Origin of the sequence: Streptomyces qaidamensis, assembly GCF_001611795.1 — a bacterium.
Taxonomy (GTDB): domain Bacteria; phylum Actinomycetota; class Actinomycetes; order Streptomycetales; family Streptomycetaceae; genus Streptomyces; species Streptomyces qaidamensis.
On sequence record NZ_CP015098.1, the window covers coordinates 6,321,536 to 6,333,977 of the forward strand.

The 12,442-nt window shown below is 72.9% G+C and carries 10 protein-coding genes; 3 read left to right on the forward strand and 7 right to left on the reverse strand.

Annotated features, from left to right (window positions below):
- Positions 1–95: 95 nt before the first annotated feature.
- Positions 96–1,094 (forward strand): ketol-acid reductoisomerase, encoded by a 999-nt coding sequence (gene ilvC, locus A4E84_RS28195; protein ID WP_062929221.1) that lies wholly within the window; start codon positions 96–98, stop codon positions 1,092–1,094.
- 268 nt (positions 1,095–1,362) lie between these two features.
- Positions 1,363–2,952 (forward strand): phosphoglycerate dehydrogenase, encoded by a 1,590-nt coding sequence (serA, locus tag A4E84_RS28200; protein WP_062929222.1) that lies wholly within the window; start codon positions 1,363–1,365, stop codon positions 2,950–2,952.
- A gap of 27 nt (positions 2,953–2,979) precedes the next feature.
- Here serA and A4E84_RS28205 read toward each other — a convergent pair whose 3' ends face one another.
- Positions 2,980–4,521, reverse strand: coding sequence for an MFS transporter (locus A4E84_RS28205; RefSeq protein WP_062929223.1), 1,542 nt, complete (start codon positions 4,519–4,521; stop codon positions 2,980–2,982).
- A gap of 86 nt (positions 4,522–4,607) precedes the next feature.
- On the opposite strand from A4E84_RS28205, the gene A4E84_RS28210 reads away from it, so the two are divergent.
- The gene (locus tag A4E84_RS28210) at positions 4,608–5,186 is read left to right on the forward strand and encodes a TetR/AcrR family transcriptional regulator (protein ID WP_062929224.1); all 579 of its coding nucleotides are present in this window, start codon (positions 4,608–4,610) and stop codon (positions 5,184–5,186) included.
- Here A4E84_RS28210 and A4E84_RS28215 read toward each other — a convergent pair.
- The 6 genes from A4E84_RS28215 to A4E84_RS28240 form a co-directional block, all read right to left on the reverse strand.
- Entirely contained in the window at positions 5,173–5,856 is a 684-nt protein-coding gene (locus A4E84_RS28215; RefSeq protein WP_062929225.1) for an ATP-binding cassette domain-containing protein, read from the reverse strand. The two genes, A4E84_RS28210 and A4E84_RS28215, sit on opposite strands and share 14 nt — an antisense overlap.
- Positions 5,853–6,821 carry an ABC transporter ATP-binding protein gene (locus A4E84_RS28220; protein ID WP_062929226.1) on the reverse strand — a complete coding sequence of 323 codons (969 nt, stop codon included), beginning with the start codon at positions 6,819–6,821 and terminating at the stop codon, positions 5,853–5,855. Before A4E84_RS28220 ends, A4E84_RS28215 begins: the two co-directional genes overlap by 4 nt.
- Positions 6,811–8,574, reverse strand: coding sequence for an ABC transporter permease subunit (locus tag A4E84_RS28225; protein ID WP_062929227.1), 1,764 nt, complete (start codon positions 8,572–8,574; stop codon positions 6,811–6,813). The genes A4E84_RS28220 and A4E84_RS28225 overlap by 11 nt, the downstream gene beginning before the upstream one ends.
- Complete coding sequence (locus A4E84_RS28230) at positions 8,571–10,064, reverse strand: ABC transporter substrate-binding protein (RefSeq protein WP_062929228.1); 1,494 nt, start codon at positions 10,062–10,064, stop codon at positions 8,571–8,573. Before A4E84_RS28230 ends, A4E84_RS28225 begins: the two co-directional genes overlap by 4 nt.
- A gap of 85 nt (positions 10,065–10,149) precedes the next feature.
- Entirely contained in the window at positions 10,150–10,794 is a 645-nt protein-coding gene (locus tag A4E84_RS28235) for an HAD family hydrolase (RefSeq protein WP_062929229.1), read from the reverse strand.
- A 14-nt stretch (positions 10,795–10,808) separates the two neighbouring features.
- Positions 10,809–12,317 (reverse strand): PucR family transcriptional regulator, encoded by a 1,509-nt coding sequence (locus A4E84_RS28240; RefSeq protein WP_062929230.1) that lies wholly within the window; start codon positions 12,315–12,317, stop codon positions 10,809–10,811.
- Positions 12,318–12,442: the final 125 nt, after the last annotated feature.

The following is a 12,442-nucleotide window of genomic DNA, read 5'->3' on the forward strand; positions in this document are numbered from 1 at the left end:
GTCGGCCGCCCGTATTCCGAGACCATCGGACGTCCCTTCCGCCCCCCGTCATACGGTGGGACGCAACACCTGCACTCCCGAGGAGAGAACCCAAAGTGGCCGAGCTGTTCTACGACGCCGACGCCGACCTGTCCATCATCCAGGACCGCAAGGTCGCGGTCATCGGGTACGGCAGCCAGGGCCACGCCCACGCGCTGTCGCTCCGTGACTCGGGTGTCGACGTGCGCGTCGGTCTGCACGAGGGCTCCAAGTCCAAGGCCAAGGCCGAGGAGCAGGGCCTGCGCGTGGTGAGCCCGTCGGAGGCCGCCGCCGAGGCCGACGTCATCATGATCCTCGTCCCGGACCCCATCCAGGCCCAGGTCTACGAGGAGCACATCGCCCCGAACCTGAACGACGGCGACGCCCTGTTCTTCGGCCACGGCCTGAACATCCGCTACGGCTTCATCAAGCCCCCGGCCGGCGTCGACGTCTGCATGGTCGCGCCGAAGGGCCCGGGCCACCTGGTCCGCCGCCAGTACGAGGAGGGCCGCGGCGTTCCCTGCATCGCCGCCGTCGAGCAGGACGCCACGGGCAACGCCTTCGCGCTGGCCCTGTCGTACGCCAAGGGCATCGGCGGCACCCGCGCCGGCGTCATCAAGACGACCTTCACCGAGGAGACCGAGACCGACCTGTTCGGTGAGCAGGTCGTCCTCTGCGGTGGTACCGCGGCCCTCGTCAAGGCGGGCTTCGAGACGCTGACCGAGGCGGGCTACCAGCCGGAGATCGCCTACTTCGAGTGCCTGCACGAGCTGAAGCTGATCGTCGACCTCATGTACGAGGGCGGCCTGGAGAAGATGCGCTGGTCGATCTCCGAGACCGCCGAGTGGGGCGACTACGTCACCGGCCCGCGCATCATCACGGACGCCACCAAGGCCGAGATGAAGAAGGTCCTCGCCGAGATCCAGGACGGCACCTTCGCCCAGACCTGGATGGACGAGTACCACGGCGGTCTGAAGAAGTACAACGAGTACAAGACGCAGGACTCCGAGCACCTGCTGGAGACCACCGGCAAGGAGCTGCGCAAGCTCATGAGCTGGGTCGACGAGGAGGCGTAAGCCTCACGGCCGAGGGGCCGGAGCATCCCCGCTCCGGCCCCTTCGGCGAACCCGGGGTAACGTCGGTGGTACGGCGTTGTCCATCCCGTCCGGCCACGGACGGGTGATCCTTCCGCAGCGGCACAAGACGACGCCCCGTGCGCCACTAGACTGCTGCACACATACGCGTCAGGCCCACAGCGTCGTGCGTCTTCCACGCGCCCACCACCCTCCACCGCCTGCGGCCGTCGGGACGGCCGTCCGCAGCACTGGACTTGTGAGGACTCACGTGAGCTCGAAACCCGTCGTACTCATCGCTGAAGAGCTGTCGCCCGCCACCGTCGACGCGCTGGGCCCGGACTTCGAGATCCGGCACTGCAACGGCGCGGACCGAGCCGAGCTGCTCCCGGCCATCGCCGATGTGGACGCGATCCTGGTCCGTTCGGCCACCAAGGTCGACGCCGAGGCGATCGCCGCAGCGAACAAGCTGAAGGTCGTCGCACGAGCCGGCGTCGGCCTGGACAACGTGGACGTCTCCGCCGCCACCAAGGCCGGCGTGATGGTCGTCAACGCCCCCACCTCGAACATCGTGACCGCCGCCGAGCTGGCCTGCGGTCTGCTCGTCGCCACGGCCCGCAACATCCCGCAGGCCAACGCCGCGCTGAAGAACGGCGAGTGGAAGCGCAGCAAGTACACCGGCGTCGAGCTGGCCGAGAAGACCCTCGGCGTCGTCGGCCTCGGCCGCATCGGCGCGCTCGTCGCGCAGCGCATGTCGGCCTTCGGTATGAAGGTCGTCGCCTACGACCCTTACGTGCAGCCCGCGCGCGCCGCCCAGATGGGCGTCAAGGTGCTGTCGCTGGACGAGCTGCTGGAGGTATCCGACTTCATCACCGTCCACCTCCCCAAGACCCCCGAGACCCTCGGCCTGATCGGTGACGAGGCGCTGCGCAAGGTCAAGCCGAGCGTGCGCATCGTCAACGCCGCGCGAGGCGGGATCGTCGACGAGGAGGCGCTGTACTCCGCCCTCAAGGAGGGCCGGGTCGCCGGTGCCGGTCTCGACGTGTACGCGAAGGAGCCCTGCACGGACTCCCCGCTCTTCGAGTTCGACCAGGTCGTCGCCACCCCGCACCTCGGTGCCTCCACCGACGAGGCGCAGGAGAAGGCCGGTATCGCCGTCGCCCGCTCGGTGCGGCTCGCCCTCGCCGGTGAGCTCGTGCCGGACGCGGTGAACGTCCAGGGCGGCGTCATCGCCGAGGACGTCAAGCCGGGTCTGCCGCTCGCCGAGCGTCTGGGCCGGATCTTCACCGCGCTCGCCGGTGAGGTCGCGGTCCGCCTCGACGTCGAGGTGTACGGCGAGATCACCCAGCACGACGTGAAGGTGCTGGAACTGTCCGCCCTCAAGGGTGTCTTCGAGGACGTCGTCGACGAGACGGTGTCGTACGTCAACGCCCCGCTGTTCGCGCAGGAGCGTGGCGTCGAGGTGCGCCTCACCACCAGCTCCGAGGCGACCGAGCACCGCAATGTCGTCACGGTGCGCGGCACCCTCGCCGACGGCGAGGAGGTGTCGGTGTCCGGCACGCTGGCCGGCCCCAAGCACCTGCAGAAGCTCGTCGCCGTCGGGGAGTTCGACGTCGACCTCGCGCTCGCCGACCACATGATCGTGCTGAAGTACGAGGACCGCCCCGGTGTCGTCGGCACGGTGGGCCGCATCCTCGGCGAGGCGGGCCTCAACATCGCCGGCATGCAGGTGTCGCGGGCGGCGGCCGGCGGCGAGGCGCTGGCGGTGCTGACCGTGGACGACACGGTGACCGCCACCGTGCTGGCCGAGGTGGCCGCGGAGATCGGGGCGACCTCGGCCCGGTCGGTGAACCTCGCCTGACCTTCCCGGGGGCTCCGCCCCCGGACCTCAGACGCCGGACGAGCTGAGCTGATCGGTTCGTCCGGCGTTTTCCGCTGCACGGACCCGCCGCAGGGTCACCGCCGCCGCTGCTGCCGCCACAGTCATCAGCACCGTCCCGGTGACCGCGGCCGCGTGCATGCCGCTCGTGAAGGCCTCGCGTGCCGCCGTCGCCAGGGCGTCCCCCGCGCGCCCCGGCATCCGGTCGGCCACCGCCAGGGCGCCGCCCAGGGTCTCCTGGGCCGCGGCGGGTGCCGAGGCAGGGATCTCATGGCGGTAGACGGCTGTGCCGATGGAGCCGAGGAACGCCATGCTGAGCGCGCCGCCGAACTCGGTGCCGGTCTCCACCAGGGACGAGGCGGCGCCCGCCTTCTCCACCGGAGCGGCGCTCATGGCCAGGTCGACCACCAGGGACATGACGGTGACGACGCCGCAGGCCAGGACGGCGCAGGCGGCCAGCAGCAGCCAGAGGGAGTCCGTCCCCGTAAGGGCCAGCAGCACATAGCCGCACGCGGTGACCGCGAAGCCGCCGCCGACGACGTGCGCCCTGGGCACGCCCCGCTGTACCAGCTGGGCGCTGACCGGGGCCGCCAGGCCTATGGGCACCGACGGCAGCAGGCTCCACAACGCCGCCTCCAGTGGACTCTTGTCCAGGACCGACTGGATGTACTGGGTCGTGAAGTACGCCGAGCCCATCATGCCGAAGGCCGCCATCAGGTTGAGGGCCATGGCCGGGCTGAAGCCGGGGCGCCGGAACAGCTCCGGTGAGATGAGCGGGGACACCGCCGTGCGCTGACGGTGCACGAACAGCGCGGCGAAGAGCAGTCCGGCCGACACCGCCAGCGCGTACCGCACGTTCCAGCCCTGCGACGCGAGTTCCTTCAGACCGTAGATCACGGGGAGCACCGCGGCCATGGACAGCGGAACGCTCGGCCAGTCGAAGCGGCCGGGGTGCGGGTTCTTGGACTCCGGCAGCAGGAACGGGCCGAGGGCCAGGAGCATCACCATCGCGGGCAGGTTCACCAGGAAGACCGAGCCCCACCAGAAGTGCTCGACGAGGACGCCGCTCAGCACCGAGCCGAGGGCGATGCCGGCCGTCATCACGCCCGACCACAACCCGATGGCCTTCGCGCGCTGCCCGGGGTCGGTGAACATCGTGCGGACCAGCGCCATCGTGCTGGGCATCAGCGTCGCGCCGCCGATGCCCAGCAGGGCGCGGCCCGCGATCAGGGTCTCGGCACTGTTCGCGTAGGCCGCCAGCAGGGACGCCGCACCGAAGGCGGCGGCGCCCGTCAGCAGGAGCCTGCGGCGGCCGATGCGGTCGCCGAGCGAGCCCATCGTCATCAGCAGACCCGCCAGCACGAAGCCGTAGATGTCGAAGATCCACAGCTGCTCGGTGGCGCTGGGTTCCAGGTCGGCGCTGATCGCCGGGATCGCGAAGTAGAGGACCGAGACGTCCATCGAGACCAGCAGCAGCGGCAGCATCAGCACGCCGAGAGCGGTCCACTCGCGACCGCCTGCGCGGGCCGGGGGGTGGGGTGTCGTCGTCATGAGCAGGACTGTACGGGCGTCTTAAACGCTTGTCTAGTACGGTCGTTTAGGACGCTCGTCTGGACACCGGGGTAGGCTGGCGTGCCATGGGACACCGTGAGGATCTGCTGGAAGGTGCCAAGCGCTGCCTGCTGGCGAAGGGCTTCCTGCGCACGACCGCGCGCGACATCGTCAAGGAGTCGGGGACCAACCTGGCGTCCATCGGCTACCACTACGGCTCGAAGGACGCGCTGCTGGCGCGGGCGTACGTCGAGATGGTGGAGGGCATGTCCGACGCCTTCGAGGGCGGCGGCGAACTACGGGGCGAGCCGGGGTCGTTGGAGCGGTTCACCGAAGTCTGGGCGAACATCATCGGGACCATGCGGGAGCCCGGCTCCCTCTGGCGGCTCAGCATGGAGATCGTGGCCATGGGGGACCAGCTGCCGCAGGTGCGGGAGCATCTGGCGCGGGCGCAGCGTGAGGGGGCGCGCGGGATCGTCACGCTCTTCCACGGAGGGCGCGAGGAGGACGTCCCCGAGGAGCGGGTGGACACCCTCGGCTACTTCTACCTCACCCTGATGATGGGGCTCATGGCGCAGTGGACCTTCGACCCCGAGAGCGCACCCGAGGCCGGTCAGCTCGCCGCGGGGCTCCGCCAGGCGATCGAGGGCGCTACCCGGACGTGACGCGCCCCTCGCGCATCTCGACGACCCGGTCCGCGAAGTGCCGTACGACGGCCCGGTCGTGGCAGATGAACAGGTAGCCGAGGCCCAGGTCGTCCTGGAGGTCGGCGAGCAGGTTCAGCACACCCGCCCGCACCGACGGGTCGAGTGACGACACCGGCTCGTCCAGGACCAGCAGGCGTGGGCCGGAGGCCAGGGCGCGGGCGATGCCGGCCCGCTGGCACTGGCCGCCGGAGAGTTCGTGCGGCCTGCGGTCGCCGTACGCGGGGTCGAGTCCGACCCGGTCGAGGAGTTCGGCGACCCGGGCGGGGCCGTCGGCGGGATGCCAGCGGCCCTGGACCTTCAGCGGCTCGGCGATGGCGTCCCGGATGCGGTGGCGGGGGCTGAGGGTGCCGTAGGGGTCCTGGAAGACCGGTTGCAGGCGCGGGCGCAGCGGACGCAGCTCGCGATCGGAGAGGTCCGTCAACTCCCGTCCCTCGAAGCGCACATGTCCCGCGTCCGGGCGGCGCAGCTGAAGCACCGCCAGGGCCGTGGAGGACTTGCCGCAGCCGGACGGGCCGTTCAGGGCCAGGGTCTCGCCGCTGGCCAGGGAGAAGGAGACGCCGTCCACGGCGGTGACCGGGCCGTAGCGGACGACCAGGTCCCGGACGTCCAGCAGAAGGTCGTCGCTCATGCGGTCCGGCGCTCCTTCGAGAACAACGCGTGGGCGGGATGGGGGAGCTCCTCGGCGCGGTGACAGGCGAGCAGGCGTCCGTCCAGCTCCCGGGGCTCCGGTTCCGTCGTGCGGCAGGCGTCCGCCGCGAGCGGGCAGCGCGGGGCGAAGGCGCAGCCCGGCGGGAGCGCGCCCGGGACGGGCGGGGTACCCCGCAGGGCGGGGAGACGGCGGCCGGGGAGCGCGTTTTGGGGAAGCGACGCCAGCAGGCCGGCCGTGTAGGGGGCCCGGGGACGGGCCAGCACCTCGCCCGCCGCGCCGAGTTCGGTGAGACGCCCGGCGTACATGACCAGCACGCGGTCCGCGTGGCCGCCGACGACGTCCATGTCGTGCGTCACGAGGACCAGCGCGGCCCCGACGGCTTCCCGCTGCTCCGCCAGCAGTCGCAGCACCTGGTCGCGCCGCTCCTCGTCGAGAGCGGTGGTGGGCTCGTCGGCGACGACGACGTCCGGTTCGTTGATCGTCGCCATGGCGATCACCGCGCGCTGCCGCATGCCGCCGGAGTACTCGTGCGGATACGCCCGTGCCCTGCGGGCCGCGTCCGGGATGCCGACCCGGTCCAGGGCCGCGACCGCCCTCGCCCGCGCCTCCTTGCGGGACACGCCGGCCACCGACCGTACGGCTGCGGCCAGTTGGTCGCCCACCGGGTGCACCGGGGAGAGAGCGGACAGGGCGTCCTGCGGGACCAGGGAGATGCGGCGGCCGCGGTGGGCCGAGAGGTCCGGGTGGATCGTCCCGCTGGTCGTCGCGGAGCGCGGGAGCATGCCGAGGAGAGCCCGGGCCGTGAGGGACTTGCCCGCTCCCGACTCGCCGACGACGGCCAGCACCTCGCGCGGGCGGACGTCGAAGGACACGCCGCGCACGGCCTCGACATCGTCGAAGGCGATCCGCAGCTCGCGCACCGACAGCAGTGGCTCAGACTCCAACGGGGGCCTCCTTCGTGACCGGAGCCGGGGTGATGCGCCGTGTTCTGCCGCCTTGCGCGAGCGCGGCCCCCGACACCGCGAGACCGGCCAGCAGGGCCAGCGCCACCGCCGGGGCGAGGGCCGCCCACGGAGCGCGTTCCACATACGCGCGGGACTCGTCGAGCAGCAGACCCCACTCGGGAGCCGGTGGTTGCGCGCCCAGACCGAGGAAGCCCAGCGACGCCAGGGCCAGGGCGATGCCCGGCAGCCGTAGCAGGGCGTGCCGGGCGACCGGGGCGGCCACGGACGGCAGGACGTGCCGGGTGAGGATCCAGAACGGGCTCGCCCCGATGGCCCGTTGGGCGGTGAGGAACGCCGACGCGCGCACCTCCTGCACCAGAGCCGCCGCGTGCGCGGACAGGGCCGGCCAGGAGATCAGCGCGACCGCGAGGGCCGCACCGCCGGTGCCGGGCCCGACGGCCGCCGCGACGAGGATGCCGACGATCACCGGGGGCAGGGCGTTGGCGATGTCCGCCGCGCCCTCCGCGATCCGCGGCCAGAACCCCATCGCGAGCGCCACCAGCAGGCTCAGCAGGCAGACGGCCGCCGCCGTGCCGACCGTGGTGGCGGCGCCGTGGCCCAGCCGGGCGAGCACGTCACGGCCGAGGCCGTCGGTGCCGAGCGGGTGCTGCCACGAGGGGGCGGCCAGCCTGGCCGTGGTGTTCACCGCGTACGGGTCCCGCAGCAGGCCCCAGCCGATGGTCACGGCCAGGACGGCGAACAGCGTCGCCGGGACCGCGGGACGCGCTCGTACCGGCCGTGCCGGAGGCAGCGCCAGCGAGGCGTCCCGCAGGGCGGGGCCCAGCAGCCGCCGCCGGGCGAGTGCCGCCAGCGCGCCCGTGACCAGGCCGAGCGCGAGCAGCGCCAGCACCGAGCCCTGGAGCAGCGGCAGATCCTGCGACTTGGCCGCACCGAGCGCGGTACGGCCGATGCCCGGCACGGCGAAGACCGTCTCCACGGCGACCGCGCCGCCGGTGAACCCGACGGCGACCATGCCGAACTGCGGGACCAGGGGCGGCAGGACGCGGCGCAGCGCGGCGCCCGCGATCCGCGCCCGGCTCACTCCGGCACCCCGCCACAGCTCCACCCACCGCTCGTCGAGCACGGCGGGCAGGGCGTCCGCGACCAGTCGGCCGAGCAGCCCGCCGCCGGGGACGCCGAGGGCCAGGGCGGGCAGGACCATGTTCTCCGGCCCCACCCAGCCCGACGTCGGCAGCCATCCCAGCCACACCCCGAACAGCAGCAACGCGACCGTGGCCAGCAGGAACTCGGGTACGGCGGCCAGCATCGCGGCCCACGCCCCGGCCGAGGCCCGGCCCCGCACCAGCACCGGCGCGGCCAGCGCGCACGCCAGCAGCACCGCGACGCCGAGCGAGGCGCCCATCAGCGCCAGTGACACCTGGAGCCCGGCGACCACGGAGGGCAGGACCTCGGTGCCCGACACCCAGGAGGTGCCGAGGTCGCCGTGCAGGAGGTCGGAGGCCCAGCCGCCCAGCAGGGACAGCGGCCCGGCGTCCAGGCCGAGGTCCCGCCGTACGGACTGAAGGGCTTCCTCGGTGGGGTCCTGCTCGGCGGAGCGGGCCCGCAGCACGGCCAGCGCCGGGTCCCGGCCGGAGAGCCAGGGCAGCAGGCCGACGGCGGCCAGGACGGCGATCAGGCAGCACAGCCGGGTCAGCGCGGCGGCACCGGCCAACCTCCGTATACGGGACCTCACTTGACGTGGGTGTCCGCCGTGACGAGCTCCCGCTCACGCGGGTCGTGGGCGGCGCCGGTGACGCCCTCGGCGTCGCCCTGGATCACCCGCTCGTGCAGCATCGGCACGGCCGCGTCGGTGCCGAGCACGGCGGCCTCGGCGGCGATGACGGCGGCCCGGCGCGGGTCACCGGTCCTGGTCTCGCCGGCCTTCTTCAAGGCCTTGTCGACGGCCGGGTCGGCGAGCTGGGCGATGTTGAAGGAGCCGTCGGAGGCGAAGTCGCTGTAGAGATAGGCGGCCGGGTCGCCGGAGTCGAGGACGGTGGCGCGGGAGAGGATGAACGCGTCGAACTTGCCCGCCAGCGCGTCGGACTCGATGTTGGCGTACTCGCGCACGTCGAGCTTCACCTTGAACCCGGCCTTCTGCAGCTGCTGTTGCAGCGTCGCCGCGACCTCGGGCAGCTCGGCGCGGTCGGTGAAGGTGCCGATGGTGATCGTCCGGCCGGCCGGGTCGCCCGCCGCGGCCCGCTTCACCGGCTTGCGCAGCTCCGCGGCCCAGGGCAGGGCGGGGCCGAGCAGCCCCTCGGCGACGTCGGCGCGCCCCTCGTACACGCCCTTCACGATCGACTCGGCGTCGATCGCCTCACGGGCCGCCGCCCGCAGCCCGGCGTTCTTGAAGGCGCCCTTCTCGGTGTTGAGGTAGAGGGTGTTGGTGCGTGGCATGGGGACCTCGGTGATCAGGTCCTGGTCCAGCACCGCCGCCTGCGAGACCGGGACGGCCTCGACGATGTCGGCCTCGCCGCTGCGCAGGGAGGCCGCGCGGGCGGTGCCGTCGGGCACGAACCGCACGTCGATCCCGGGGGCCTTCGCCTTCTTCCCCCAGTAGCGGTCGTAGCGGTCCAGGGCGGCGGAGGAGGTGCCGTTGACCTTCGTCAGCTCGAAGGGCCCGGTGCCCGCGCCGACGGGGTCGACCGTCTTCCCCCGGTAGGCCTTGGCAGCCAGGATCGACAGCTGCGGGGAGCTGAGCCGCTGCGGGACCAGGGGGTCCTCGGTGGCGGTGGTGACGGTGACCTTGTCGCCGTCGGCCTTCGCGGTCAGGTCCACGCCGTCGAGGATGCGGGGCTTGGGCGAGGCCGCGGCGGCCTTGGTGAGGGAGTTGACGACGGCTTCGGCGGTGAGCTTCGTGCCGTCGTGGAAGGTGACGCCGTCGCGCAGGGTGAAGGTCCAGTTCGTTCCTGCCTGGGTCCACTCGGTGGCGAGCGCGGGCTCGGCGTCACCGTCCGCGTTCAGCTTGACCAGGGTCTCCGCCGTCGACCAGCGCGACAGTTTGAAGGCGTCGTCCGACAGCGGGGACAGCCCCGAGCGGGGTGGCTGCATCATGGCGACGCGTATGCGCTTCCCTCCCGCCCCGGAGTCGTCCGAGGCCGGCTGCCCGCCGGCGAAGCAGCCGGTGAGCAGGGCGGAGGCCGCGGTCAGAGCGGTGAGGGGAACGAGACGGGCGGGGACGCGCACGGGGCACTCCGGGTAAAGGGGTGGTCAAGAGAGCGGTTGCGCCGACCTTAGCATTGACAATCGTTTTCAACAATTGAGGGTTGGATCACATGGGAGTGCGGACGACCGACTCGATGGCGGAGGCGGCGTCGGAGCAGCTCCGGGTGGGGCGGTGGGGGGCGTCGGGCCAGGGGCGCCCGGCCGACACCCAGACGCTGCGGGCGCCGATGGCCGCGGCGCCCCCGATGTCGGCGTGCGGGGAGTCACCGATCACCCAGGCGCCGTCGAGGGTGGAGCCGACGGTGGCGGCAGCGGCGTGGAAGATCTCCGGCGCGGGCTTCTTGTGGCCGACCGCCTCGGAGACGACCCAGCCGTGGGTCAGCTCGTCAAGGCCGGTGTTCCGGATCTTCGCCTCCTGCTGTGCGGTACGGCCGTTGGTGACGATGACCAGGGTCCAGCCGCCGGTGATCGCCCGGTCGAGCGCGGTGCGTGTGGGGCCGTCCAGGACGACGCGGTCGGCCGCGCCCCGGTCGAGGAAGGAACGGACGACCCCCTGGGCGACGCCGTACCGGCTGCCCAAGGCCCGGGCGACCTCATGGCGGGGGGCGTATCCGCTCGCGTCGAGGGTCATCACCCACTCGACGTCGTGCGGGGGCAGCGCGTGCCCGGCGAGGAACGCCGTCACCGCGCCGCGGAACGCCGCATCCCGGTCGATCAGGGTGTTGTCGAGGTCGAGCAGCAGCAGCGGCATGTGCGGGCCGGTCCTCAGAGTCGGTGTGCCTTCAGGGCCATGTGCAGCAGCAGCCGGTCCTCGCCGTCGTCCAGGTCCAGGCCGGTGAGCTTCTCGATCCGGGACAGGCGGTAGTACAGGGTCTGGCGGTGGATGCCCAGCTCGGCGGCGGCCCGGGCAGCCTGGCCGGCGCGGTCCAGGAAGACCTCGGCGGTGCGGGCGAGTTCGGGGTGGGCGGGGGAGAGCAGTGCCTGTACGGCGGGGTCGTGGGCCAACTCCGGCGGCAGGGCGGTGAGCAGCCGGAACGGCCCGATCGCGGACCACTCGGCGACCGGCCCGAACCGGGGCTCCGCGAGCGCCGCCCGAGCGGCGGCAGAGGCCTCCCGCCAGGCGAGCCCCAGCTCGGCGAGACCGGAGCGGGGGGTGGCGACACCGGCGGCGGGTCCGCGTGGGGCGCTCCCGGCCGGCCCGGGCGCGAACGGGCCCCCGGTCTTTCGCGAGGTGCCGGCGGATGCCGCACCTGCGACGCCGGGGGCCGGTGCGTCCGGGGTGGTGTCTGTGGGTGGTCGCCTCGGGCCGCGGGAGGAGGCTCCGCCAGGACTGCCGGGCGTCGGTCCGCCCGGGGCGGCGTCGGTCCGTTGTCCGCCCGCCCTGCGGGCAGCCGCTTCGCGGACGGCCGCACCGCCACGGAATGATCCGCCCGGGGCCGGGCCCGCTTCTGCCGAGGGTCCCCCCGGCCCGCTACCCGCACGCCCGCGCTCCAGCAGCCGTCCCGCCGCCGTCGTCGCCGGTGTCAGCACGTCCGTCGAGCGCAGGCGCATCAGAAGCGCCACGCACTGCTCGGCCGGCCCCCACGGCAACGTGCACAGAGCCGTGGCGCCCGGCATCGTGCGGACCGACGGCGCGTCGTCCGGGTCGGCCGAGGGCCAGGGGGCCACGCACACCACCGTGTGGGGGCCGTCGGCGCGGGGGCCGAGGGCGGTGCGGAGCTCCGCGATCGCCATGTCGCTCTGCCAGCCGGGCTCGGCCGTGAGCACCGCCCGCAGCTCGCGGCTGAGGTCGGCGCCGTGCTGGGCCTCGTCCGCGAGGAGGGCGCCGATGCGGGCCGTGACCCGCATGGCGGCGTCGAGCCGGGGTTCGCCCGGGCCGGGATCGTCGTCCAGGAGCCAGACGTAGCCGTGCACCACGCCCCGGTGGCGGACGGGGAGACAGATCCGGCCCCGGTAGACCCCGGCCTCCGGGGTCGGAGGGATACGGACCGGCCCCGTCGCCCGGGTGATGCCGAAGCCCTCGAACCACGCCCGGACCGCGGCGGTCGAGCGGCGGGTGAGGATCGAGCGGGTGCGCACCGGGTCCAGGGCCGACGGATCGAGGTCGACCTCACTGTCGTACGCCCCGAAGGCGATCAGCTCGAAGTCCCGGTTCTCCAAGGTCGCGGGCGCGCCGAGCAGCTCCGAGATCTCGTCGACCAGCTCCTCGTAGTCGCCCCTGTGTTCCGACGTCACACGGGCATTGTCGCGCACTTCCCGGACCCCTTCATACATCTGTCTGAGATCTGCGGCACGAATGCGTGACAGCTGTCGATGGCCGACGATCGGAGGGATCCTTAGGTTTCACGGTGGTTCTCCGTGCCGTACCCGACGCGTCATCCGCGGGAGGTCCGGCCATC